At 63.1% G+C, this 24,545-nt stretch carries 26 protein-coding genes; 10 read left to right on the top strand and 16 right to left on the bottom strand.

The window, feature by feature from the left end:
* Positions 1 to 31: 31 nt before the first annotated feature.
* From ACP7BY_RS04455 to ACP7BY_RS04445, 3 genes are all read left to right on the top strand, one after another.
* Positions 32 to 874: an N-acyl homoserine lactonase family protein gene (locus ACP7BY_RS04455; RefSeq protein WP_249340811.1), complete on the top strand. Its 843-nt coding sequence runs from the start codon at positions 32 to 34 to the stop codon at positions 872 to 874.
* Between the two features lie 119 nt (positions 875 to 993).
* Entirely contained in the window at positions 994 to 1,443 is a 450-nt protein-coding gene (locus ACP7BY_RS04450) for a hypothetical protein (protein WP_426287983.1), read from the top strand.
* A gap of 48 nt (positions 1,444 to 1,491) precedes the next feature.
* On the top strand, positions 1,492 to 1,830 hold the full coding sequence (locus ACP7BY_RS04445; RefSeq protein ID WP_033965502.1) for a hypothetical protein: 339 nt from the start codon (positions 1,492 to 1,494) through the stop codon (positions 1,828 to 1,830).
* Positions 1,831 to 2,033: 203 nt separating this feature from the next.
* Here ACP7BY_RS04445 and ACP7BY_RS04440 read toward each other — a convergent pair whose 3' ends face one another.
* The gene (locus ACP7BY_RS04440) at positions 2,034 to 2,939 is read right to left on the bottom strand and encodes a LysR family transcriptional regulator (protein ID WP_033965500.1); all 906 of its coding nucleotides are present in this window, start codon (positions 2,937 to 2,939) and stop codon (positions 2,034 to 2,036) included.
* Positions 2,940 to 3,054: 115 nt separating this feature from the next.
* Between ACP7BY_RS04440 and ACP7BY_RS04435 the strand changes: the two genes are divergently transcribed.
* From ACP7BY_RS04435 to ACP7BY_RS04425, 3 genes are all read left to right on the top strand, one after another.
* Entirely contained in the window at positions 3,055 to 3,600 is a 546-nt protein-coding gene (locus tag ACP7BY_RS04435; protein WP_033965498.1) for a carboxymuconolactone decarboxylase family protein, read from the top strand.
* 74 nt (positions 3,601 to 3,674) lie between these two features.
* Positions 3,675 to 4,307 (top strand): pyridoxamine 5'-phosphate oxidase family protein, encoded by a 633-nt coding sequence (locus tag ACP7BY_RS04430; RefSeq protein WP_126848832.1) that lies wholly within the window; start codon positions 3,675 to 3,677, stop codon positions 4,305 to 4,307.
* On the top strand, positions 4,304 to 4,783 hold the full coding sequence (locus ACP7BY_RS04425; RefSeq protein ID WP_033965523.1) for a DUF1348 family protein: 480 nt from the start codon (positions 4,304 to 4,306) through the stop codon (positions 4,781 to 4,783). Before ACP7BY_RS04430 ends, ACP7BY_RS04425 begins: the two co-directional genes overlap by 4 nt.
* A gap of 128 nt (positions 4,784 to 4,911) precedes the next feature.
* On the opposite strand, the gene ACP7BY_RS04420 is transcribed toward ACP7BY_RS04425, so the two are convergent.
* The 7 genes from ACP7BY_RS04420 to ACP7BY_RS04390 form a co-directional block, all read right to left on the bottom strand.
* Positions 4,912 to 5,844 (bottom strand): metallophosphoesterase family protein, encoded by a 933-nt coding sequence (locus ACP7BY_RS04420; RefSeq protein WP_033965497.1) that lies wholly within the window; start codon positions 5,842 to 5,844, stop codon positions 4,912 to 4,914.
* A gap of 71 nt (positions 5,845 to 5,915) precedes the next feature.
* The gene (locus ACP7BY_RS04415; RefSeq protein WP_137902499.1) at positions 5,916 to 8,396 is read right to left on the bottom strand and encodes a TonB-dependent receptor domain-containing protein; all 2,481 of its coding nucleotides are present in this window, start codon (positions 8,394 to 8,396) and stop codon (positions 5,916 to 5,918) included.
* An 81-nt stretch (positions 8,397 to 8,477) separates the two neighbouring features.
* Positions 8,478 to 9,422: a DUF4880 domain-containing protein gene (locus tag ACP7BY_RS04410; protein WP_052192379.1), complete on the bottom strand. Its 945-nt coding sequence runs from the start codon at positions 9,420 to 9,422 to the stop codon at positions 8,478 to 8,480.
* Positions 9,380 to 9,952, bottom strand: coding sequence for an RNA polymerase sigma factor (locus ACP7BY_RS04405; protein WP_033965496.1), 573 nt, complete (start codon positions 9,950 to 9,952; stop codon positions 9,380 to 9,382). Before ACP7BY_RS04405 ends, ACP7BY_RS04410 begins: the two co-directional genes overlap by 43 nt.
* 98 nt (positions 9,953 to 10,050) lie before the next feature.
* On the bottom strand, positions 10,051 to 12,474 hold the full coding sequence (locus tag ACP7BY_RS04400) for an ATP-binding protein (RefSeq protein ID WP_249340810.1): 2,424 nt from the start codon (positions 12,472 to 12,474) through the stop codon (positions 10,051 to 10,053).
* A 336-nt stretch (positions 12,475 to 12,810) separates the two neighbouring features.
* Positions 12,811 to 13,083: a UvrB/UvrC motif-containing protein gene (locus tag ACP7BY_RS04395; RefSeq protein WP_033965491.1), complete on the bottom strand. Its 273-nt coding sequence runs from the start codon at positions 13,081 to 13,083 to the stop codon at positions 12,811 to 12,813.
* A 35-nt stretch (positions 13,084 to 13,118) separates the two neighbouring features.
* The gene (locus tag ACP7BY_RS04390; protein ID WP_137902497.1) at positions 13,119 to 14,195 is read right to left on the bottom strand and encodes a GNAT family N-acetyltransferase; all 1,077 of its coding nucleotides are present in this window, start codon (positions 14,193 to 14,195) and stop codon (positions 13,119 to 13,121) included.
* Between the two features lie 84 nt (positions 14,196 to 14,279).
* Here ACP7BY_RS04390 and ACP7BY_RS04385 point away from each other — a divergent pair, with 84 nt between their 5' ends.
* Positions 14,280 to 14,732, top strand: a complete 453-nt coding sequence (locus ACP7BY_RS04385; RefSeq protein ID WP_033965490.1) for a DUF2721 domain-containing protein — start codon at positions 14,280 to 14,282, stop codon at positions 14,730 to 14,732.
* A 3-nt stretch (positions 14,733 to 14,735) separates the two neighbouring features.
* Here the strand turns inward: ACP7BY_RS04385 and ACP7BY_RS04380 are convergent, their stop codons facing one another.
* Positions 14,736 to 16,331 (bottom strand): amidase, encoded by a 1,596-nt coding sequence (locus ACP7BY_RS04380; RefSeq protein WP_137902548.1) that lies wholly within the window; start codon positions 16,329 to 16,331, stop codon positions 14,736 to 14,738.
* Between the two features lie 826 nt (positions 16,332 to 17,157).
* On the bottom strand, positions 17,158 to 17,694 hold the full coding sequence (locus ACP7BY_RS04375) for a hypothetical protein (protein WP_137902496.1): 537 nt from the start codon (positions 17,692 to 17,694) through the stop codon (positions 17,158 to 17,160).
* A gap of 93 nt (positions 17,695 to 17,787) precedes the next feature.
* Here ACP7BY_RS04375 and ACP7BY_RS04370 point away from each other — a divergent pair, with 93 nt between their 5' ends.
* Together ACP7BY_RS04370 and ACP7BY_RS04365 are read left to right on the top strand one after the other, a co-directional pair.
* Entirely contained in the window at positions 17,788 to 19,062 is a 1,275-nt protein-coding gene (locus ACP7BY_RS04370; RefSeq protein ID WP_033965488.1) for an MFS transporter, read from the top strand.
* 52 nt (positions 19,063 to 19,114) lie between these two features.
* On the top strand, positions 19,115 to 19,483 hold the full coding sequence (locus ACP7BY_RS04365; RefSeq protein WP_033965486.1) for a PRC-barrel domain-containing protein: 369 nt from the start codon (positions 19,115 to 19,117) through the stop codon (positions 19,481 to 19,483).
* Here ACP7BY_RS04365 and ACP7BY_RS04360 read toward each other — a convergent pair.
* The 3 genes from ACP7BY_RS04360 to uvrB form a co-directional block, all read right to left on the bottom strand.
* Positions 19,480 to 19,770 (bottom strand): addiction module antidote protein, encoded by a 291-nt coding sequence (locus ACP7BY_RS04360; RefSeq protein WP_033965485.1) that lies wholly within the window; start codon positions 19,768 to 19,770, stop codon positions 19,480 to 19,482. The genes ACP7BY_RS04365 and ACP7BY_RS04360 overlap by 4 nt on opposite strands.
* Positions 19,745 to 20,110 carry a type II toxin-antitoxin system RelE/ParE family toxin gene (locus ACP7BY_RS04355; protein WP_231565170.1) on the bottom strand — a complete coding sequence of 122 codons (366 nt, stop codon included), beginning with the start codon at positions 20,108 to 20,110 and terminating at the stop codon, positions 19,745 to 19,747. The genes ACP7BY_RS04360 and ACP7BY_RS04355 overlap by 26 nt, the downstream gene beginning before the upstream one ends.
* An 80-nt stretch (positions 20,111 to 20,190) precedes the next feature.
* Entirely contained in the window at positions 20,191 to 22,398 is a 2,208-nt protein-coding gene (gene uvrB, locus ACP7BY_RS04350) for an excinuclease ABC subunit UvrB (protein WP_137902495.1), read from the bottom strand.
* Between the two features lie 83 nt (positions 22,399 to 22,481).
* Between uvrB and ACP7BY_RS04345 the strand changes: the two genes are divergently transcribed.
* Positions 22,482 to 23,027, top strand: a complete 546-nt coding sequence (locus ACP7BY_RS04345; protein WP_137902494.1) for a DUF3617 domain-containing protein — start codon at positions 22,482 to 22,484, stop codon at positions 23,025 to 23,027.
* Between the two features lie 57 nt (positions 23,028 to 23,084).
* Here ACP7BY_RS04345 and ACP7BY_RS04340 read toward each other — a convergent pair whose 3' ends face one another.
* Genes ACP7BY_RS04340 through ACP7BY_RS04330 form a run of 3 tightly spaced genes read right to left on the bottom strand, consistent with a single transcriptional unit; the run spans position 23,085 to position 24,443 of the window.
* The gene (locus ACP7BY_RS04340; protein WP_033965484.1) at positions 23,085 to 23,495 is read right to left on the bottom strand and encodes a hypothetical protein; all 411 of its coding nucleotides are present in this window, start codon (positions 23,493 to 23,495) and stop codon (positions 23,085 to 23,087) included.
* 11 nt (positions 23,496 to 23,506) lie between these two features.
* A complete protein-coding gene (locus ACP7BY_RS04335) occupies positions 23,507 to 23,929 on the bottom strand; it encodes a hypothetical protein (RefSeq protein WP_137902493.1) in 423 nt (140 codons plus the stop codon).
* On the bottom strand, positions 23,916 to 24,443 hold the full coding sequence (locus tag ACP7BY_RS04330) for a contractile injection system tape measure protein (protein ID WP_033965482.1): 528 nt from the start codon (positions 24,441 to 24,443) through the stop codon (positions 23,916 to 23,918). Before ACP7BY_RS04330 ends, ACP7BY_RS04335 begins: the two co-directional genes overlap by 14 nt.
* Positions 24,444 to 24,545: the final 102 nt, after the last annotated feature.

Here is a 24,545-nt window from a genome sequence, read left to right as displayed (position 1 = left end):
TTCCGGACATCTATCAATCGAGGATCACGTCATGAAATTCACGTTGTGGCATGTGCTGGCCAGTTGCGTCTCGCTCCTGCCGAGCGCCCCCGTTCAAGCCGCTCCGACCGCTCCCGAGGTCGAGCTGTGGCGACTGGATTGCGGCGAGATCGAAATGAACGACGCTTCGCCGTTATCCGATGCCGGCAGCTATGCCGGGAAATCACGCCGACTGACCGACGGTTGCTACCTGATCCGCCACGGCAAAGAGCTGTTGTTGTGGGACGCAGGGTTGCCCGTCACCGTACGCGGCGCGCCGATTGACGCGCAACCGATCAGCCCGACGCTCGCGGTCGATTTGCCGACCCAGCTTGCGCGGATCGGCATTCGCCCGGACGATATTGGACGGCTGGCGATCAGCCACTATCATTTCGACCATGTCGGACAGGCAGCGAGCTTTCCAAAAGCAACGCTGCTGATCGGCGCGCGGGATTGGGCGGCGCTGCATAGGGGCACGATCCCGTTCGCCGACCCGCACCTGCTCGCTCCCTGGTTTACCGGTGGGGGCAAGGTCGACCTGATCGAAGGCGATCGGGATATTTTTGGGGACGGCTCGGTCGTGATGCTTGCCACGCCGGGGCACACCCCCGGCGAATCCTCGCTGCTGGTGCGTCTCCCCAGGACCGGTGCCGTGATCCTCACCGGCGATGTCGTGCACCTGGAAGCCCAATGGCCGCTTTCGGCAGTGCCGATCTGGAACACCGAGCGCGCCGATAGCCTGGCGTCGATGGATCGCTTGCAAAGGCTCGCAGCAAATACCGGCGCGACCATCATTGTGCAGCACGACCCGGCAGACGTTGGGAAGCTTGCGCGCTTTCCGGAGCCGACACGCTGATGTGAGGGACTGTTGAAGCAGGCGGTTGCCATGATGTTGGTTCCGATGACAACCGCCGAACGCCGCGCACCTGCTGACGGAAAAGCAAGGGATGCCGTCCTCTGGTCCCCTGCCTCACCATGCCATGCTGGAACGTCTATAGCGGCGGCTGGCGCGCCCGACTCGATGCGATCCGGTTCAGCGCGGGATCAGGATTGGAAAGCAGGATGAGCAGTTCGACAAAGGCATGGGATAGCGAACTCGTTCGCAAGTGGTTGGAAAGCCGCCTCAAGGCTGCGACGCTCGAGCAAGCGGCTGCGGATAAGCGAGGATATGAGGCCCAAGACGACTATGACAAAGCCGCCGCCGAGGAATGGGTCTGCCGCCGCCTGAATGCCCCTGGGGGCACCGATGACCAGGCGGCATTCGCTGCGCGCATCAAGACACTGCTCGCCCAGGACGAGTATCCGATCACGGGCATCTATGACGACCGCCGCTTTGATCGCAACATCCGAGCCAACCTTCGAAAAATCGCGAAGATGACAAAGGCGAATGATGGGTTTTCGAACACGTTGCGCTATCAAGCCTGACGCACTGCTGCTTGGGGCAGCGCGATTTCAGACAGACACGATAGACGCATGGCACGTAAACATTCCAAGCATGATCCATATCTGGATTCGGATCGAGACGATGACGCCCCACCGGCCATAGTGCCCTGCTGGCTCTGCGGTCGGCCCACCGGCAAGACCATAGTCTGGCACCATCCCGTACCCAAGAGCCGGGGCGGGCGCGATGTTGTCCCCATGCACCCCATCTGCCAGCAAACGCTGATCGCCAACTTCAGCAACTCCGAGCTCCAGCGCCATGGAGCCGATGTGGAGGCCTTGCTGGCCAACCCCAATGTGCGCAAGTTCGTCGATTGGGTAGCAAACAAGGCTCCCGATTTCACGGCGACTACGGCCAAGAAGCAACGCTGATCGGGCTGCGCGCCCGACGCGGCTGGAACCTGCCGTTCGTTCGGCTCCCGCTTATGGCTGGTTTGGGAGTCCCAATGGCGCGCCGCGAACAGCGCCAAGCGGTGGAGAGCGGAGAACAGGCCTTGCCGGTTCGTAGCTTGCCCCATTGCGGGGAACTCTTGGGCTAAGCTGGTGAGCGAACGCTGGCGGATCGGCCGTACTGGTCACGCCGCGCCACCTGTCAGATCCAACCCACTGAAATGCGCCCGCGCTGCATCGATGAAGGCGCGTACGTTGACCGAAGCGCGTCGGTTGGCCTGATAGACCAGGTGAACCGGTGCGGGCGGCGGCGCGGCCCCGTCGAGCACCGTGACCAACCGCCCCGACGCGATGGCCGCAAGCGCCTGATAGGACAGAACGCGCGCGATCCCCACGCCATCGGTCGCCGCCGCAATGGCCGCATCGGCGGTGTTGACCGTCAACCTTGGCTCGATCCGGATGGCGGTCTTGCCGGTCGTTCCGAAGCGCCACTCGTGCGCGCGGTCGATCTCGGTAAAAGAGATCAAGGCGTGTCCATGTAGCGCCGGCACGTTCCCGGGCGCTCCATGCGCCGCCAGATAGCCAGGACTGGCGACAAGAACCCGCCGTACCTCCGCCACCTTGAGGGCATGGAGCGAACTGTCCGACAAATCGCCGATCCGCACGGCGACATCGATCCCTTCATCGACCAGGCGCACGACGCGATCGATCAAGGTGAGTTCTACATCCAGACGCGGATGATCGCGCAGCAGGCCGGTGGCGATCGGCAGGATATGGAGACGCCCAAAGGTAACCGGCGCGGTGACGACAAGACTGCCCCCCGGCAGTGCGCCCGCACCTTGCAAAGCCAGCGCTGCATCGTCGAGTTCGATCAGCGCGGCACGGCAGCGCTCGAGATAGGCGGCGCCCTCGTCTGTCAGCCGCACCGATCGCGTCGTCCGCCGCAACAAGGGGGTTCCGAGCGACAGTTCCAGCGCCGCCACCGCTCGACTGGCCGCCGTGGGCGAGACGCGCAGGCGGCGCGCGGCCTCGGCAAAACTCGCATGATCGGCCACCGCAACGAAGGTGCGCAACATTTCCAGCCGATCCATGATTATCCCGATCTTCGCATGAGTGAAGTGTCGATTGAACCGATTATCACAGACGGCTCGAAAGGGCATTTTAATTGGGCAGGCCGCACCCAGCCGCCTACCCAGGAGAAAAGACGTGTCCCGCATCGCTATCCCCACGCGCGAAGATTCCCCCGCAAAGTCGCAGCCGCTGCTCGATGCCGTCCAGAAACAGCTCGGCACGATCCCCAACCTCTTCCGTCTCGTCGGCACCAGCCCCGCAGCGCTCGAGGGTTATCTCGGCCTCAACGGCGCATTGGGCCGCACGCTCGACGCCAAGACCCGCGAACGCATCGCGCTCGCAATCGCGCAGGCAAATGGCTGCGATTACTGCCTGTCGGCGCACACCTATCTCGGCCTCAACCTCGCCAAGATCGACAACGCCGAGGTCGCGCTGAACCGTACCGGTCATTCGGGCGACGCCAAGGCCGACGCCGCCCTTGTCTTCGCGCGAAAGGTGCTCGACGCGCGCGGCCGCGTCAGCGACGCCGACCTCGCCGCAGTGCGTCTGGCCGGCTTTAGCGACGCCCAGGTGATCGAGATCGTGGCGTCGGTCGCGCTCAACGTGCTGACCAACTACATCAACAATGTCGCCGAAACCGACATTGACTTCCCGGTCGTCCTGGCCGCCCAGGCCGCGTGACGCCCCCGTTGGCGGGCCGCGCACCGTGCGCCCGCCAACGATGTCCCCTTTTCCAGCCCTCCGGGAGTCGGATCATGGCCAATGCCTTCCTCACCCTCGCAACGACGCCGAGCGTGCTAGCGGCACAGCTGGCAAACGGCAGTGCCGGGCTTTACGACGCAGTCGGCGGGCACCGCCCGTCGGACCGCTTCGGACCAGCCGAAGTCGAATTTATCGCCAGCCGCGACAGCTTCTACTTGGGAAGCGTATCGGAAAGCGGCTGGCCCTATGTCCAGCATCGCGGCGGCCCCCGGGGCTTCCTCAAGGTTCTGGACGAGACCACGCTCGCTTTCGCCGATTTTCGGGGCAATCGCCAATATATCAGTCTCGGCAATATCGCGGCGAACGACCGTGTCGCGATCTTCCTGATGGACTATCCGCGCCGTCGCCGGTTGAAGCTCTATGCCCGGATCGAGGTGCGCGATCTCTCCGCCGATGCCGCACTGGCGACGAAACTCGAGCTCGCAAACTATCGCGGCCTGCCCGAACGCTTCTTCCTGCTGCACCTTGAGGCATTCGATTGGAATTGCCCGCAACACATCACCCCGCGTTTTACCGAGGCCGAGATCGTTGCAGCCTCGGCTCCTCTCCACGCCAGACTCGCCGCGCTCGAGGCCGAAAACGCCGCGCTGCGCACAGCGCTCGCCGAAAAGGACATCCCAGCATGAGCCCGCTCAAAATCCCTCGGCCGCCGATGCCGCCCTTCACTCGCGAGACCGCTTTGCTCAAGGTGCGCGCCGCGGAAGATGCCTGGAACAGCCGCGACCCCGAGCGTGTGGCCCTGGCCTATACGATCGATAGCGAATGGCGGAACCGAGACTGCTTCGTCACGGGTCGGCCCGCCATTGTCGCGTTGCTGAGGGCCAAATGGGCGCGCGAAGAGGAGTATCGCCTCGTCAAGGACCTGTGGGCGTTTACCGACAACCGGATCGCGGTGCGGTTTCAGTACGAATGCCGCATCGCCGGTGGGTGGTATCGCTGTTACGGCAATGAGCAGTGGGAGTTCGCCGAAAACGGGCTGATGCGCCGCCGCGAGGCGTCGGTGAACGATCTGGCGATCACGGAGCAGGAGCGCCGCTTCCGTTGGAATGCCCCCGCGCCGCGCCCGCAGGACTATCCCGGCCTGACCGGCGTAGATGGGTGACCATCGTTCTCCGGAAAGATCAGGGTCGCGCCCCTCCCTGCCGATAACAGAGAGCACATTCGACATCCCCGATTTTGTCAGCGCCTGCGGCAAGTGCCCGGACGGTCGACGCTGTCGCTGATCGGCATTCAGATCGGCACGTCTTGCCGAGCGACGCTGGAAAAGCCGTATGTTCGATAGCAACTCGTCACGGTGCGGCCGGAGACGGCGATCTCGGTATAGCCCTCCGGCGTGCCGAGGAATGATCCGCGCCAATCCGCGCCTGCGACGGCACCCGTGGTGATGAAGGACATGCCGTTCAGCTCGATCCGCTCATAGACGTGGCTGTGTGCCTGTAGCACCGCGAGAACATCGTGGTCGCGCAGGACCCGCAGCACGTCGCGGCCATTGACCACGAACGTCCAGTTGTGCGGCGTGTCGAGCCAGGATTCCGGCTCATAGCATTGCATCGCGGTAACCAGCGGAATGTGCGTCACGGCGACAATGCGAGCACCTTTGGGCTGCGCCGCGAGATCGCCGCGCAGCCAGGCCAGTTGCTCATCATCGACGCGCCCCTCGTAATTTCGGTCGGCCGTCAGGCCGATCGAATCGAGCACGACGAAATGCACGCCCTTATGGTCGAAGGCGTAATATCGCGGTCCGAAGCGATCGATGTAGAAGTGCTTGCCATAATCGGGCGCGGAAGGATCGATCCCGCTCTTCGGGAAGACGCCGAGACAATCGTGATTTCCGATGACGTGATGCACCGGTTTGCGCAGATGCGCGCGCTCGGTCCGTTGATAGAGATCCATCAGCATCGTCGCGCGATCGCGTCCGGTTTCCAACGCGTCCTCGATATGGTCGCCGCCCTGGATCACGAAATCGCAGTCGGACGCGGAGACCTGTTCGAAACACATCGCGCAGGCGCGGGCGGCGTCCAGTTCAGGCCGGATATGGCAATCGCCCATCAGGACGAAACGGAACGCGTCGGCGGTCTGCGTCGGCGCGGCCGACGCCGCCCGCGCCGCCAGCGGCAGAAGCGGCGCGCCCATCGAGAGCTTCAGAAGCGTGCGACGGTCCATAAGGCCTCCATCGAAAAGACGGTCGAGGGGCGCTCCCGATACGAGGGAGCGCCCCTTTCCGGAGAAACGGCTCAGAAGTGCGCGCGCACCGTCGCGAACACCTGTCGCGGGGCAGCGGCCTGCAGCGTGGTATAGGTGCCGTTGGGATCGGAGGTCACGAAACCGGCGGTGCCGGTCGAAGCGATATAATGCGCGTCGAACAGATTCATCACGTTGACCTGAACGTCGAGCAGGCGGCTGAAGCGATAGCCGGCCGAAAGGTTGAAATTGACCGCGCCGGGCAGCACAGCATCGTTCAGATAGCTGTAGTAGCGCGCGCTGCGATAATGCGCAGTCACCCCACCCCATAATGTGCCATCGTCATAATTCAGCTCGGCATTGCCGACGTTCTTCGGCGACGCGACCACCTGCTTGCCCTTGGTGGCGACAACGGCCCCGCCCAGCGGCTGGACATTGTCGTCATAGGTCGCATCGTTATAAGCCCAGCTGCCGTACAGCGACCAATGCGGCGCGAACCGCCAGTTCGCCGCCGCCTCGACGCCGCGCGACGAGACGCTGCCGACATTCTGCAACACGTTCTGGTTGCCGACGACGGTCGCGCTGATCGAAGACGCGAGCAGGCGGTTGGTGAACTTCACGTAATAGCCGGTCAGCGAAAGCTGCAAATCGCGATTGTGGAAGCGGTAACCGGCCTCGAACGTGTTGGTCATCTCCGGTTTCAGGTCGCTGCGGATATAGTTGAAACCGGCTTGCGAGCTGCTGGAAAAGGGGCCGCTCGATGTGGACGCGACGAACGCCGCCATATTGCGGGTGTAATCCGCGAAAAGTTCGTTGTGGCCGTCCAGCGTGTAAAGAAGGCCGGCGGTCGGCAGGAACCAGTTCTCCGCCTTGATCGAGCCGTCGATCGGCTTGGTGCTGACGATGCTGTGCGCGTGATTGGTGGAAACGACACCCTTCACGCCCGCGTTCAGGCGAAGATGGTCCGTCGCCTGCCAGGTGTCACTGATGTCGAGTTGCACGGTGTCGGTGGTATATTGGTTCGAATAAGTCGTGCGGAATGGGTTGGTGTAGAACTTTTGAAACTCCTGCGGCGCGACGCCCGCCTGAAGTCCGTAGAGATAGTTCGCCTGGTTGAACGCGTTGCGCTCATACCACACGCCGCCCTCGATTTTGTGGTCACCGGCCTTGAACGTGAGGCGCGAGATGATGCCCTTGCGATCGATGTCGTAACGGTTTGCCGAAACCGAAATCGGCGAGCCGCCATAGGCTGCGGGCGTGGGATCATAGGGATCGGCCCAGGTGCCGATACCCTTGTCGAGGTGAATATAGCCGGTGGTGAAGCCCGACAGGCGCGACGAAAGCTGATAGCCGAGCTTTTCATAGGCGAGCAGATCGCGCCGAACGCCGCCACCCTGATACACGCTGTCGTCCGCGTTCACATAAGGCGCGGGCGGTGTGCCGCCATTCTGGGTGATCGTGGCGAGTTGTTCAGCCAGCGCGAAAGTCGGGATATTGTCGAAATCCCAGCCATAGGTCTTCAGCCGCGCCAGCGAGGTGTCGTTATAATCGTCTTCGCGCCGGTCGATCAGGTCGAGAAAGGTGGTCGAGGTCACGCTATCGCCCAGCGGCTGGACGTATTTGGCGTTGATCTGGTCCTGAACCTGCTTGCCCCAGCCCTTCCATTTGCCTTGCCGGTCGTGCGCATAGGAGAGCGCCAGTCGTCCGCCCCATGGCAGATCGCCGCTGTTGAGGCGAACGAAGGTGCGCCATGAATTGGCACTGCCGTAGCTCGCCTCGAGATCGACACCGAAGCGTGCGGTCGGGTCGATCGACGTGAAGTCCACCGTGCCGCCGATATTGCTGGTCGACGCCGTGCCCAGCGCGCCGCTGCCCTGGGAGAGCGTGGCAGCGCCGTTGTTCTCGGTCAGCAGCGCGCGGTTGATCGAAAGGCCGTTATTGTTGCGATACTGCATATTGCCGAGCGGGACGCCGTCGAGCGTATACCCCATCTGGTCGGTCAGGAAGCCGCGGATCGAAAGCTGGGTCGCCGCCTCATAGGTGCCGCGCGCGTCGGACGAGTCGAAATTGACGCCTGGCAGTCGACTGAGCGAGCGCAGCGGCGACGAGCCCGCCGTCGTCTTTTCCATCGCCTTGGCGGAGACGGTCTGCACCTGGCGAGACTGGCCCTGCCCCAGCACGACGATGTCCGCTCCGGTCGTGCTTGCGGTTTCCTTTGGGGGTTCGACCGGCGCGACCTTCAGCGAGATCATCGATGCGGTTTGCTCCGCAATCACCAGTCCCTGCCCCGCAATCAAGCGACGCAGCGCCTCGTCGCGGGTGAAGCTGCCGTGCAGCGCGGCAACACGGCGACCGGCAACCGCGTCGTACGGAAAGACAAGGTGCACACCGGCCTGCCGCGCAAAGCCGTTCAGCGCGGTGGCCGTATCGGACGACCTGATATCGAAGCGGATGCGCGCCGGCTCGGCCTGCGCGGATGCAGCACTGGTCATCGCGACCGCCACGATGGCGGTCGTCGTCAAATATCGTATCATGGAAGTCCCCACACTCTATGCGATTGTCGGGGCAAGGATGGATCAGCGCGGACGAACCGCCATTCGCCGTGTAAAAAAAGTTCAAATCCGGGTGAGAACGATGCCGCCGTTCGCACCCGTGGTCGCCCGTACACCGAACGACGTGCGCAGCGCCTGCAGAAATTCGGCGGGGTCGGTGGTGGCGAAAGTGCCGCCGAGGCGCAGGCGCGACAGATCGGGATCACCGATCACGATTTTCTCGGGCAGATAGCGGTTCATCTCCGACACCGCGTAATCGAGGCTTTGCCCGTTCAGCACGAGCGTGTCGTGCTGCCATGCGCTGATCGGACCGAGATCGGGCGCGTCTCGCAGCGCCAACTGGCCTGCGTTCGCCAGCGCGACCGTGCCCAAGCCGATGCGCCGCCCAGTACCCTCGAACGTACCGCCTCCGGCGAGGATCGCCAGTTCGCAGCCAGCACCGCGCACCCGAGCATTGTACGCGCCCGGTTCGAGCAGAAACCGGCCGCCGGGCGTCAACAACTCCAGCCGGTGCGACGCAGCCAGGCGCACTGCGATCTCGCCCCGTTCCAGCCAGGCCCGCGCAGGCATGCCGTCTTTCCAGGAGACACTCGTGTCGGTGTTAAGATCGAGCGACAGTCCGGGTGCAGCGGCGACGGTCTTGCGCTGGCCGACGGCAGTCGTTGCCGAAGCGCGGGCAGCGGCGCGGTATGCGAAGCCGCCGCCGACGACCACTACAACCGCAACCGAGGCAGCAGCGCGCAGGAGGTGGCGTCGGCTCGGTCGCTCCGCGGCGATCGGTTCGGCGACGTTGCCGCGTTGCATGTCCCCGTTTGCCAGGCGCAAAGCGTCCATGTCGCGCCACGTGCCGGCCACCTCGACGAAGGCAACGGCATGGCGGATATCCGCGTCACGCCAGGCCTCGAATGCCGCTATGTCCGCCGATCCCGCGTCCAGCGCGGCCAGCCAGGCGGCCGCCTCGTCGGTCAGGTCAGCGTGCCGCTGCGGGATTTCGGAAAGGCCGGACAAACTTCCTCCACCTGGGTTTCGCTGTCGCGACGGGCCTTTGTTACGAGGGCAAGCCCCTTAGCGATATGCTTTTCCACCGTCGAGACAGATATTGAAAGCGCCTCGGCGATTGCAATCGGGGGCATGCCCTGAATTTTGCGCATGTGCAGGACGCGCGCGCATTGCGGCGGCAAGTCATCGATCAGCTGGAGCAGGCGTCGCAAGTCGGAACGCCCGGCTGCAACCGCAAAGGCGTCGGGTGCGGGATCCGCCACATCAAGCATGTCCAGCGATGCCAACAGTTCGATCCGCACCACGTTCGCCCGCCGCAGCCGCTCCAGCGCGAGATTGTGCACGATCGTGAGGACGAACCCGCGCGCGCTGACGATCGCCCGAAAGTCCGGCGTCTTCAGGACGCGCGCATAGGCTTCCTGCACCAGATCATCGGCATCGTCACGACCGCAAAAATGCGCCGCCTTGGCCCGGTAAGCGGCTGCGTGCGGCAGCACCTCGGCCATGAACCAGCGATCGATGTCACGCAGCCAGCTCAACCTATGCTCCAAACGGCTCGGAGCGCGCTTAGGACGGCATTCTTACAACAACGCGACATTCACGCGAAAACAGGACGGTCCTTCCGCAATCTGCGGCTCTAGGCGGCCCGGTCGTCGCGTTGCCCGTATGGCTCGGACGCGATCTCGCCTTTCCCGAGATGCGCCCAGCCCTCTTCCAAGAGCAGGACAAGGCTGAAGGTCGCGCCACCCTGCGGATTGTTTTCCGCCCACAATTTGCCGCCATGCGCCTCGACGATAGTTCGGCAAATCGGTAGGCCCAGTCCCAGGCCGGCACCGTTCGATTTGCTCGTCCGAAACGGTGCAAACAGGTTTTCGAGCATCCCCTGGGGAAGACCGCACCCGTTGTCGGACACTGTGATCAATACGTCGCGCTGACGGATATCGGTGGACACCACGATTTCCCGACGCGCCACCCCCTCGGTTGCCTCGACAGCGTTGCGGACCAGATTCGACATCACTTGCTCGAGCTGCACCGGATCGCCAACCACCAAGAGGTCGGGCCGCACGGGATGGCAAATGAGGGTCACATCATCGGCCATTTTGAGTTGCTGCACACCAGCGCACGCCGCCGCGAGGACCGGCCCCAGGGACACCCGTTCGAACACGACCTCGCCACTTACGGCAAAGGCCCGCATCTTGCGGATGATTTCGCCCGCGCGCAGCGCTTGATCACGCGCGGAATCGAGGATCGCGAGCAGCTTCCCGTCGACCGCTTCAGCGTCGCAGAGCTTGTAGCGTCCCGCTTCGACATAATTGGTGATGGCCGATAGCGGCTGATTCAACTCATGCGCCAGGGTCGAGGCCATCGCACCCATCGCGCTCAAGCGGGTAACGCGCAGGAACTTCTCATTTGCTTCGCGCAATTGCGCCTTCGCTTCAACGTCGCTGGTGATATCGATGACCAGGCCGAGAAGACGAGGTCGCTCCTCATAAGGATCGTATCGGCCGTGCAAACGGATCCAGCGAATGCGGCGATCCGGCATGGAGACGCGCAGGGACATTTCGAACGGGGCTTCGTCGACCGCAGACCGGAACAATTTTGCCCGCATCTCGTGCAATTGCGACTGACCGATGCGGTCGACAAATTCCGAAAGTCTGTATGCGCCGGGATGCCAGGGCACTCCAAACAGTGCCGCACTTTCCGGCGAATGCAGCGCGCTTTCTTCGGTCAGGTTGATGTCGAACACACCGACGCCCGCATATTGCTGGGCCAGGCGGAAACGCTTTTCACTCTCCGAAAGCGCAACCTCTGCCTTTACGCGCTCCGAGATATCCTCGACCACGGTCACGACCTGATCGACCGCGCCCGCAGCCCCGACAATCTTGCTCGACGTCGCCCGAATCCACCGCTTTTCGCCACCCTTGGTTCGGATATTCAGATCACGCGATATGATGGGGGGTGTGCCACCCGAAAGTTGGGCGAGAACGTTTCGGCTCGCGCTTGCCTCGGTGTCGTCGAGAATCGCGGTATAGTGGCTTCCAAGCAGCTCATCGCGGCCATATCCCGCGATCTCGAGATAGCGCTCGTTCGCCGCGAGATACTCGCCATCGGCCGACAGGACCGCCACGCCGACACCGGCCTGTTCGAAAATGGCGCGATAGCGTTGCTCCGCATCCCGAGCGCGCTCCTGTTCGCGACGCTTGTCGGCGGTCGCGGCGAGGACAAACATCGTCGCGGCGGTCACGGCGACCAGCAACTGCGCCAGGCGCACCTGGCCACTGGCCAGCTCCCCCACGGCTTGGAAAGAATTTTGTCCGGCGGCCCACAGCGTGATGACCGCGACAAGCACCATCGATGTGGCAGCTCCGCGCAAATGAAAGCGCAAGGCGGCGATGATGAGCGGAAACATAACCCACGCGAAGGAAGCAGTCCCCGAACCGAAATTGATGGCCGCAGCGACGGCGGCGCAAAGCACCATCAACGCAACGAAGTTAAACCACGCGACGCGCGTCCAGCGCTCCGCAGGAGGCGCTGCCCATGACAAGACCAGCGGCGTCGCGAGAATTAAGCCCAATCCAAAACGCGCCGCACGATCCTCGACGCCCGCCGCAAAAGTACCAGGCCCGCCGACGAGCATTACCACCGTAGTCGCCGACACTGCACCCGCGAACGTCCCCGCGACGACCGCCGCCAAGGTCCGCCACACCGACTTTGGATCCAGGAGGTCACTTGGCCTGATCCGCCACCGCTCGATAAGGAATGCGGAGATGACCGCACCAAGCGTGAGACCCGCACCATGCGCGACATTTTGCAGAACGGGATGCACCGGTTCGGCGAACACCGTTGTCCCGATCGCCGCGATTGCCACCACCGGCCAATATCGCAGACCGACAAGAATAAGCGATGCGACGCCAATGCCCAGTGAAAACGATAGCGGGGGAGCCTTACCCGACACCTCGGCCCAGATCTGCCATAGGAGGCTTCCGCAGAGCACGCCCAAAAAAACGCATAACCCGGGTAGCGCGGCTGCAAACCTAGACCTGAAAATCGCGGATTTCATTTTTAGTCCTGACCAACGCCACACTGGACCGGAAGATTTGCGACCGCACAATATTAACCTTAACGCCATATCACTTATATTCTACACGCCCACAACGCAAATAGGAGGAGTGGGACGATACGCCGTCTATGTCCTCATGACTTTTCTTGTACCACGATCGCCGACTGTATATTTCAACTACATCGCTGAATTTTTACGAGAAAGCCTGCGTATATTCGCAAAGGAGACGTGGGAGGGAGTGCGGCTACCTCTCACGACGCAATCTTCGGGAAACCGTATTGGGTCCAGTCTTCTCGTTTCGAAAAGGCGGCTGTCAGTACACCGACTCGTCCGGCATCACCGCTTGCGCGATCGTCCTTGCGTCATCGGATCGGGCTTACGCGGCGGCGTCCATCCGGGCGGTGGGCTGACGCGCTGCTGACTGGAACCGAGCCCCATTGCGCCCGGCTGTTGCCGCGTCAGACCTGCGGTGTCGGCCGATGCCGCTGCAGCGGCATCCGCACCGCCGCGGAGCAAGCTGATGCGGTCGCGCAGCCTCCGCGCTTCCTCGAAATCCAGCGCCGCCGCCGCTGCTTCCATCCGTGCCTGAAGATCGGCCAGTTCGTCCATCCGTGTTCAACGCAGTGCGCAGCGCCGGGGATCCGTCACCCCTGCCCGCTGGCGGCCCAACGCCCTTTCAACAGCCGCGCCAACGCCGCCGGGACACCGGGCCGCACCAGCAGCCAATCGCGCAACGCCGGACCTTGCACGGCACCCAGCGTCTGTTTGTATCCGCTGTCGCCCGCGCCCCAATCGACCATTCGAATCCCCGCTCCCCGTGCATGCATGAGATTGCGATACGCGAGCAGCTTGCCCGGCGAATGTCTGGCGACAGCAGGGTCATAGCTGTTGGCGATGGCGTAGCGCGTCGGGCCGCAATCGAGATCGAAGGAGAAGGCGCTGGGCACACCCTTGATGGTCAGCAGCGCCGCCGACATCATTCCCGCCAGGATCGGATCGCGCGCTGCCGCGCGCCAGAACCGGCCATGGCCGGTGCGGGTGAACTTGGCATCGCGCCCGTCAGTCTTCGCCCCGATCCAGCTCCGTCCCTCGACCTGCGCGAAGGCATCGAAGGCAAGTTCCCACTCTCCAGCGCCGACAAAGCGCCAGTCGAGCACACCATGTTCGGCCAAATGCTTTTCATGGAAGCGATTCTTGCGCAGCGTCGATCCGCGCGGCCAATCGTCCTGCGTCAAATCGAGCACGAAACTGTTGGCGACGAAGCGGTCGAGCGCCGCCCACCCTTTCGCCCGGGCCCGCGCGAGCAACGCCTCGATCGTCGGATCGCCGTCGCAGACTGGCCCGATCCGCAGCGCGTTGACCGAGCGCCCGAGCGTGTCAAGCAGCGCATCGACCGCGCGGGTGCCAACCCGCGCGTGCATGGGAAAGCCGCGGAACGGCCAATAACAGCCCGGCACCATCGCGACGCGCGCCAACGTCGGCCCGACACCGACAAACGGCAGAGCGATCACCGGTTCGTCGTCGTCTTCCACCACAATCGTGCGCGCCGCGCCGCCATAAGCCTCCAGCGCCGCCGCATACCATTGATAGCGCAGGAAACGTTGCGCGGCAGGGGCGGCTTCCGCCACTGCATCGATCGCGCCCGACAGGCCATCGAGCACGCTCGCCCGGGTCGGCGACGGCAGGCGCGTGAACTCCGCGAGCAGCATCGGCTTGGTCATGGCGCACGGCGTTAGCGCAACTGGGTTACCATTCGGTGCAGAGCACCGCTTGCGTCGCGCGGCGACACCCCCCAATGTCGAACGATGTTCTCGATCCCCGCTGTCAACACGATCGCGCAGACGATCCAGCTTTCGCTATCCCCGGTGTTCATGCTGGCCGGAATCGGTGCCTTGCTCAACGTGCTGGCCGGACGGCTTTCCCGGGTGGTCGATCGCGCCCGCGCGGTGGAGGACCTTCACCCCCGCTCGGTCGGGCCCGAACATGACCGCCACGTCTGGGAATTGCGGCTGCTCGACCGCCGCATGTCGGTAATCAACGCGGCATTGGTGATGGCTGTGTCGAGCGCGGTAATGACGTGCCTGGTGGTGGCCTTGCTGTTCGTCGCGGTGCTGATCAAGCTCCACATCGGTACCATCGTCGCGCTATCCTTCATCCTGGCGATGGGATTGTTGATCTCGGCGCTGGTGTCGTTCCTGATCGAAGTGCGCATGTCGCTGACCGCGATCCACATCCGCCCGGAATTGCTGGAACGCTAGGCGCTAACGCGCGCCATCAAGCCCCGGCCCGGCATCGTTGGTCGCGGCATAGGTGGGCGCAACCCGTGCTTTGGCCGCCTGTTCATAGACATAGCCCGCCTGCAGCACCGTCGAATCCCCCATCGCCGTCGCGATGAAGGAAAGCCCGACCGGCACGCCGCGCACCAGGCCCATCGGCACCGTCAGGTGCGGATAGCCAGCGATCGCGGGCAGCTCGCTGGCACTTGGGCCGCTGAACTGATCGCCATAGACCGTGTCGGACAGCCACGGCATACCGTAAGTCGGCTCCACCAGGATCGTCGCCTGCGCCTTGGCGAGCATCGCATCAATGCCCTCCTTGCCCGCCAGCCGCAGCGATTTCGCGCGCGCACCGAGATATTCGGGGTCGGCGAGGCCGCGCGTCTTCTCCGCCGCTTCAAAGGTTTCCTGCGCGAAGAACGGCATTTCGGTCGCAGCAGTGGCAGTATCGAAGGCGATCACATCGGCCAGCGTGCGCGTTTTTACCGCAGGCGGCGTCGTCTTCAGATAGGCGTTCAGATCTGCCTTCAATTCGGTGTGCAGCACCAGCGACTCGGCCTCGCCGACCCCGGATAGTTTCGGTGCTTCGACATCGACCAGCACCGCGCCCTGCGCCTTCAGCACGGCGAGCGCGGCCTCATATTTGGTCTTGAGAAGATCGGGCATCTCGGGATGGAGCACCGCCACCCGCACGCCCTTCAGCGACGCGCGCGCCAGGTCGCCCGCATAACTGTGCGCGATCGCATAGGCGATATTGATACTCGCTGCATCGGCGGGATCGTAGCCGACCATCGCGTCGAACAGGATCGCCACGTCGCGTACGCTGCGCGCCATCGGCCCCGGCGTATCCTGGCTGTGGCTGATCGGCACGACATAGGTGCGGCTGACCAGACCTAGCGTGGGTTTGAGGCCGACCAGCCCGTTCATCGAGGAGGGGCACACCACCGATCCGTCGGTTTCCGTTCCAACCGCCGCCGCCGCAAAGCTGGCCGCGACCGCCGCGCCGGATCCACTCGACGAGCCGCACGCGGTCCGGTCCAGCGCATAGGGGTTGCGCACCAACCCACCGACCGCACTCCACCCGCTGATCGAATTGCTCGAGCGGATATTGGCCCATTCGCTGAGATTGGTCTTGCCCAGGATCACCGCGCCCTGCCGCCGCAGCCCCGCCACCAGCGGCGCGTCGCGCAAGCCGACATTGTCCTTCAGCGCCAGGCTGCCCGCAGTGGTTGCGATCGGATCCTTGGTCTCGATATTGTCCTTGATCAGCACGGGCACGCCATCGAGCGGGCCCAGCACCTTGCCCGCCTTACGCCGCGCGTCGCTCGCGCGCGCCTGCGCCAGCGCATCGGGGTTGATCGCGATCACCGCGCGGAGTTTCGGTCCACTGCGATCCATCGCCGCAATCCGCGCCAGATACGCCTGCGTGATTGCGGCGCTGCCCGTCCCGTGCGCCATCAGCGCCTGCAACTGCTCGATCGAAACCTCTTCGATCGTTGGCAACGCCTCCTTCGAAACCTGGGCGGTCGCCGGTGCGACAGCAAACGCACACAGCACCAACGAAGCGATAGGGATCCGCATCAGTTTCTCCAGGGCCGCGATCCAACCGAACGCACCCTGGATCATGCCGTCGCTCAGGCGACGCGGCAAGCGCTCACTCTATAGATCACTCTTTGTCGGCCTCGGGTGGTTGGACCGTCAGGCGGCGCTGTCCGCCACGCCCGAACACGGCGTCCCACGCTTGTTGGTAAGCGAGGTTGCGTTGCCTGCGCTTACCCCGCCTGACGGCAGCGCGACGCTGCTTCAGCAGCTGCAACACCTCCCAAACCGCGAACGCAATTACACAGGCAGCTATACCCGCAAAGATAGCCATATTTACGCCCCCAACGACTCACACGCAACACGTTGCAGCGCAGCATCTAGCGAAAATCATGGTTTCGGTCGCGTTAAGATATACGATTTGGAGGGCCATTACGGGACACTCGCCCCTCGGCGTTACCCAAAATGAAAAGAGGCTGCCGGGGGCCTCACGGCACCCCGGCAACCTCCTGACATGGTCAGCGGCCGGAAGCTCCAGCTTGGGAGACCATGCGGACCGCATCAGCTTCGACGGGGATGGCGTTGTCTGGGGGAAAATACCCCCCGCCCCTACCGTCAACGGGTTACCCCGAAAAGCTTAGCGGTGCGTCCCCCGAACGAACTGAACCGACCCCATTGCTGAACCATGAGACATCGGATCACCTCCTTTCGCTAGTTGAAAACAGCGTGACCAAGACCGGTCACGACTCGTGTTTGAATCATATAAATTTACGAAACAAGTCTTGTAATGTTCGAAGATTTCGACGATTCTCTTTCGCCTGCCCGAAGGACATCGATTGCGGGTTCCACGGCCGACCGAGAGCCCTGCTCAGCGACGGCAATCCTCGATCACCCGGCCGATCTCGGCCCAGGCGGGCACCACCAGGGTCGGTGCACTGGGTTGCTCGACAATGAAACGCCCGCGACTGAACGCCATCGCATCGAGCAGCGGGTCGCGCGCTTCCAGCGCGACCGTTGCCTGCGCAGAATCGGCGTTGGCAGGAAGCGCGGTCAAAGTGCGTGCAAGACTGGTAGTGCGTACCAGCAGCGGCGCGGTCCCGGATCCTGATCGCGACAGCGACACGATACTCGACCCGCGATCGCACCGCAGTGTCAGCAACGCCTCGCCCCCGGATCGGCCGAAAGCGGCCACCGATCCGGCGACATCGGCGCGATAGCTCCAATCGCCGGGCGTTACCGCCCAATCGCGCCAGTCGAGCGGTTGCGGCGCGGACGGCGTGGGCGGCACGGGCACCGGACGCGGCACCGCGACTGGCGGCGAGGGCGGCGACGCGGGCGGGCTGACGCAACCGCCCACCGCCAGCACGGCGGCAAGAACAGCGGAACGAACGGAAAATTTGGGCATGTAACGGTGTATGCGCGAAGCGGAGGCCGCGCTCAACCGCCGGTCTTGCACCCCGTCGCGATTTCGCCTCTGGTGCCCGGCAAGGAGAGACGCATGGCACTCGAGGCGAAGCGGCTGCGCGCCATCATCGGCGGATCGGCGGGCAATCTGGTCGAATGGTATGACTGGTACGCCTATTCCGCGTTGTCGCTCTATTTCTCCGCCTCTTTCTTCCCCAAGGGCGATCCGACAGCGCAATTGCTGAACACCTCGGCGGTGTTCGCAGTCGGTTTCTTCATGCGGCCGATCGGCGCTTATCTGATGGGCCGCTATGCCGATCGGCATGGGCGCAAGGCCGGGCTGGCGGTGTCGGTGGCGTTGATGTGTGCAGGCTCGCTGATGATCGCGTTTGCGCCGACCTACGCCACGATCGGGATCGCCGCGCCGATCCTGCTGCTGGTCGCGCGGCTGCTGCAGGGGCTGTCGGTCGGCGGCGAATATGGCGCGAGCGCGACCTATCTTTCCGAAATGGCGACGCGGCGGCATCGCGGTTTCTGGTCGAGCTTCCAATATGTCACGCTGATCGGCGGGATGCTGAGCGCGCTGGCGGTAACACTGCTGCTGCAGGCGGTCTTTACCAAGGCGCAGATGGACAGTTTCGGCTGGCGCATCGCCTTTGCGCTGGGCGCGGCGCTGGCGCTTGGCGTTTATCTGCTGCGGCGTGGATTGGCGGAGACCGCGTCCTTCCGGGCGCTGGCGGTGGATCGCCCGGCCTCGGGCATGGCGGCCTTGTGGCGCGCGCATCCGCGCGAATTTCTGCTGGTCGGTGCGATCAGCGCGGGCGGTGGCCTCGCTTTCTATGCCTACACCACGTACATGCAGAAGTTCCTTGCCAACACCGTCGGCTTTTCGGTGCAGACCGCGACCGCGATCATGACCGCCGCTTTGGTGGTGTTCATGCTGGTGCAGCCGCTCTTCGGTGCGCTGGCCGATCGCGTCGGGCGCAAGCCGATGCTGCTGCTGTTCGGCATTGGCGGGGCGATCGTCTCGGTGCCGGTGTTCAGCGCATTGGAAAACGTGCACACGCCCGGTGCCGCCTTTGCCATCGTGCTGGTGCCGCTGCTGCTGCTCGCGGCCTACACCTCGATCAGCGCGTTGGTGAAAGCCGAGCTGTTCCCCGCGCACATCCGCGCGCTCGGCGTCGCCTTTCCCTATGCGATCGGCAACGCGGCCTTTGGCGGCACGGCGGAATATGTCGCATTGAGCCTGAAGGGCTGGCACATCGAAAGCGCCTTCTACTGGTATGTCAGCGGGATGCTGGCGCTGACCAGCGTGTGTTTCTGGCTGCTGCCGGAAACGCGGCAGACCAGCCTGATCGTGGAGGATTGAGGGAACTCTCAGGGCCATTGCGCCGTTTCGGTTGCGCATCAAAGGAACCACCATGGCCCAGACCGAACCCACGCAATTGCTGCTGCAATCGAACAAGACCGACACGATGCAGGTGCGGAGCCGCGATGGCGACAAGATCGGCAGCGTGTATGCGATGATGGTCAACAAGCGCACCGGGCACACGCTGTATGCCGTGCTGACGATCGGCGGGTTTCTCGGCATGGGGCGCGCTTATTATCCGCTGCCCTTTTCGCTGCTGCAGTTCGACCCGGTCAACGACACCTATATCGTGACGATCGACCGCCGCGTGCTGGAAGGCGGCCCGAGCTGGGCAGCCAACCCGCCCGAATTCGACCAGGCCTATGCCGACCGGGTGTCGAAATATTATGATGTGGCGGGCGAGGATCTGTCGCTGGGCTAAGCGGCGTCGCGCGCAACGCTCAATCGCAAGCCCATTGCGCCCAGCACCGCCGTCAGTGTTTCCAGCGTCGGGTTTCCGTTTTCGGAGAGCGCCGCATACAGCGCCTGCCGTCCAACACCTGTCTTCCGCGCGATTTCGGTCATGCCTTTGGAACGGGCAACAATGCCAAGGGCGCGCGCAATATGTTGGGCGTCCCCACCGTCCATCGATGCGTCGAGGAAGGCAATCACTTCCTCTTCGGTGTCGAGATATTCGGCCGGATCAAAGATCGTCGTTTTCAGCGCCATACTCTTCTCGCCTCGCCAGTTCGATCGCCGTTGCAATGTCACGGCGTTGTCCGCTTTTGTCACCGCCTGCCAACAATAGAACGATCGCGCTACCCTGCCGCTTGAAATAGACCCGATACCCTGGGCCAAAATGCAGCCGCAACTCCTCGACACCCTCACCGACCGACTTGGCATCGCCGAAATTGCCATCGGCAACGCGCAGCAGTCGATCGAAAATCCGCGCCCGACCTCGAAGGTCGCGCAGGGATGTGAGCCATTCGTGGAATTCGGAAGTTTGCCAAACCTCATTTATCTGTCCTTTATAAAGGACAGATTTGCGCCTGTCAAAGTCGTCGGTCACCGGGAAGCTCCTTTCCCGAGATCATCCGAGATTACACCATCGCGTCACAACCACAAAAGCTGGCCATACCTTGATCGCCCTCACCTCGCCCGCCGCGAACTCCCTGCCATCCCAGCGCGCATCTTCTGGCTCTTGCCGTAGCGCGTCTTGCGCGTGCCAGGCTTCCCCTCGTTCGAGCGGCCCATCACCGGGGCTTTTTGCTGGTCGACCGGCAATCCCAGTTCTTCCTGCTCCAGCTGCCGGATCTCGTCGCGCAGGCGACCGGCGGTTTCGAACTCCAGGTCCGCGGCCGCCGCGCGCATCTTCTTTTCGAGGTCCTCGATATAGGCGCGCAGATTGTGGCCGACCATGTGCGGGCGGTCCTCATCGATCTCCACCGTCACCTGATCACGGCTCGACACATCCTGGATGATGTCGCCGATGTTGCGCTTGATCGTCGTCGGCGTGATGCCGTGCGCCTCGTTATAGGCGCGCTGCTTTTCCCGGCGGCGGTTGGTTTCGTTGATCGCGCGCTCCATCGAGCCCGTCATGCGATCGGCATAGAGGATCACACGGCCATCGACGTTGCGCGCCGCGCGGCCAATCGTCTGGATCAGCGAGGTTTCCGAGCGCAGGAACCCTTCCTTGTCGGCATCGAGGATCGCGACCAGCCCGCATTCGGGAATATCCAATCCCTCGCGCAACAGGTTGATGCCGATCAGCACGTCATACACGCCAAGCCGCAAATCGCGGATCAACTCGATACGCTCCAGCGTCTCGACGTCGCTGTGCATGTAGCGGACCTTGAGCCCCGCCTCGTGCATGAACTCGGTCAGATCCTCGGCCATGCGCTTGGTCAGCGTCGTCACCAGCGTGCGATAGCCAAGCTCGGCGGTCTTGCGCGCCTCGACGATCAGATCCTGCACTTGCTCCTCGACCGGCTTGATCTCGATCGGCGGGTCGATCAGCCCGGTCGGGCGAATGACCTGCTCGGCGAACACGCCGCCGGTCTGCTCCATCTCCCACGCGCCCGGCGTCGCCGAGACATAGGTCGTCTGCGGGCGCATCGCGTCCCATTCGTTGAAGCGCAGCGGCCGGTTGTCGATCGCGGACGGCAAGCGGAAGCCATATTCGGCAAGCGTCAGCTTGCGGCGGTGATCGCCGCGCGACATGCCGTTGATCTGGCCGATCGTCTGGTGGCTCTCATCGACGAACAAAAGCGCGTTCTCGGGCAGATATTCGAACAAAGTGGGCGGCGGCTCGCCCGGCATGCGGCCGGTGAGGAAGCGCGAGTAATTCTCGATCCCCGCGCACGAACCGGTCGCCGCGATCATCTCCAGGTCGAAATTGGTGCGCTGCTCCAGCCGCTGCGCCTCTAACAATTTGCCCTCGGGCACGAGTTCCTTGAGCCGCTCCTGCAGCTCGAACTTGATCGCCTCCATCGCTTGCTTGAGCGTCGGCCCCGGCGTCACATAGTGGCTGTTGGCGTAGATGCGGATCGAGTCGAGGCTCGCCACCTTCTTGCCGGTCAGCGGGTCGAACTCGACGATATCCTCGATCTCATCACCGAAGAACGACACGCGCCAGGCGGTGTCGTCATAATGCGACGGGAACACCTCCAGCGCATCGCCGCGCACGCGGAAATTGCCGCGCTGGAACGCCGCATCGTTGCGCTTATACTGCAAGGCGACGAGCTTGCGCACGATTTCGCGCTGGTCGACGGTCTGGCCCTTTTTGAGGTCGAAGATCATCGCCGAATAGGTTTCGACCGAGCCGATGCCGTAAAGGCACGACACCGAGGCGACGATGATCACATCGTCGCGTTCAAGCAGCGAGCGGGTGGCGGCGTGGCGCATCCGGTCGATCGCCTCGTTGGTCGAGCTTTCCTTCTCAATGTACGTGTCCGAGCGCGCGACATAGGCCTCGGGCTGATAATAATCGTAATAACTGACGAAATATTCGACCGCATTCTCCGGGAAAAACGACTTCATCTCGCCATAAAGCTGCGCCGCCAGGATCTTGTTGGGGGCGAGGATCAAAGCGGGGCGCTGCACCGCCTCGATCACCTTGGCCATAGTGAAGGTCTTGCCCGAGCCGGTGACGCCGAGCAGCACCTGGTCGCGCTCGCCCGCTTGCGTTTGCGCGACGAGTTCGGCGATCGCGGTCGGCTGGTCGCCCGCTGCCTGATATTCGGAGACGAGCTTGAACGGCTTGCCCCCTTCCGCCTTGGGCGGGCGCGCCGGGCGGTGCGGCACGAAGCTGACGCCGGTTTCAGGTTCGTCGAGCGTGGTGCGAATCTGGATTGCCATAGCTCGTCAATATGGGAAGGAATGCGCCACACACAATCACACACCGGCGCCCGCAGCGCACATCCCCGGGGGACTCTTTCCACATGACTTTCCGTATCATGGCGCTGCTCGCGCTGCCGCTCGCCGCGAGCGCCTGTTCCCCCGACGCGCCGGTCAAGCGCCAAGCGGGGAGCTGGTCGCAGAAGATCGAGATCGTGAAGTTCGAAGGCAAGGGCGCAACCCCCGAAACCAAGACGCAGATGCAGAAGATGTTCGATGCGATGAGCACGATGTCGGTGTGCCTCACCCCGGCCGCGGCCGCGAAAGAAGACATGGGCAAGGCGATGGAACAGATGTCCGCGCGCGGCCAGAATTGCACCTTCGCCAAGAAGGACGTGACCGGCGCCAGCATCGCGATCGACGCGACCTGCAAGCAGCCCAATGGCGGCACGGTCAAAATGATGATGACCGGCACCAATAGCGCGACCGCGCAGGACATGACGATGAAGACCGAAGGCTTCGCCGCCAATGGCACGCAGGAAGGCACGATGGAAATGCACGTCAAATCGACGCGCAACGGCGAGTGCAAGCCGACCGACGTCACCCCGCCCGAAGCGCCCGCGACCGGCCCGGCACCGGCCAAGCCGTAAACGCGAAGGGACGCACCGGACCCGCGCGCTATGGGATCCGGTGCGTCTTCTCGCCCCTTAAAGCGGGCGAGTGGGATATGGGATCGGCGGATAGATCACTGGCTTGTCGCCATAGCGAGCGTGGAGAGCCACGTCTCGACGCTCGTCTTCATAGTCATCGGGGTTCAGCTCGTCCGGGAACTTGAACACTGCGTTGAATTTCGTCCCGAGCACCTCATACTCGATCACTTCCCAGCGCTTGCTCGGCTCTTCCGTTTCCCACGCCTCGACGAGCAAATCGATCAACGCGCGACTTGGGTCGAAATAGCGGACGTGGTTTCCTTCGTCCTTAAAGACTCCGGCACCGACCACACCCTCCTGCAGCTCGGCGTAGAGATATGTTTTATCGGGGTCGCCACCCACAATCCGACCCAGTTCGTGGCCGATCTGCTCGAAAATCGGGCCCATCATGTCGAATTTGCCCGCCATCCTCTTTGCCCTCATAACGGATCGGTCGGATATGTGATCGGCTTGTCGCCGAATTTCGCCTTGACCATGCGGTTGCACCGGTCGGCCTCGTCCTCGGACTCGTCCCAACCTTCCGCATATTGGAAACGCGCGTCGAATGTATTGCCCGACACCGTCATAATCACGGCGTTCCATTTCTGGTCGGGCGGTGCCGAGTACCAGAGGTTCAGAATTTCACCCGATAGCTCGGCGCAGAGAGTGTCTTCTTCCAACATTCGGTACGCGACGCTTTCCGCCAGATCCTTGAAAACGAACGGAGCAACCCACCCGTCATCAGCCTCGGCATATAGAAATGCATCCCCCGCCCCGGGCCCAGCAATTTTCGATACACGCGCAGCTATTTCCGAAAGAATGGGGCCAGCGCTTCCCGTTGCAAAATTCTTACCACGTAACATGTAGCGGCTTCGGCATCCACGATCCCGCGATCACGGAGAATTGCCAGGGAATCCGATCCAGGAGAATGTCAAACGATAGCTTCTGCACCGTCAGGTTCCATTTGCCGCCGTCCGGCGACAACGATCCGCCACGTTGCAGAAAGCTCTCTCGCAACACTGGCACGGAAGAGTGGCCGATGGACTGCCATTGCCCGAGCACAGCTTCCAAAAGCTGATCACACACATCGAGATCCGCCTGGGCCGGGGTCAGTGAGGGCCAGACCGGTGCATCTGGTGATAGTCCGCATAGCAGCTTGTTGAGCGGTAACGCCTCCGCCGGTGCATCGAGACGTGTGTCCACTAGATATTGCAGCAGATGGACAGCGCGGGACGCACCTTCGATCCCGACAAAATGAGCTGAGCCATCGCCATCATCTGTCAACATGTCGAGGCGATTGAACAGCGTGTAAAGAAACGGACCAAGCAGCACGAGCCCCGCATTTTGAACCACAATCGGATAATCATTTCCCAGCAAGGCTGTTTCCTGACCTATAGGTTCTTGGCACCCGGATCGATCGCGTCTTGAAACTTCTCCGTTTCGTCGAGACTTCCTGTGCCGCGCCTACCCCAAATCGGC

Origin of the sequence: Sphingomonas sp. PSPC2-2, assembly GCF_049897725.1 — a bacterium.
In the GTDB taxonomy this organism is placed as follows: Bacteria; Pseudomonadota; Alphaproteobacteria; order Sphingomonadales; family Sphingomonadaceae; genus Sphingomonas.
This window is presented reverse-complemented; position numbering and strand designations above follow the sequence as displayed.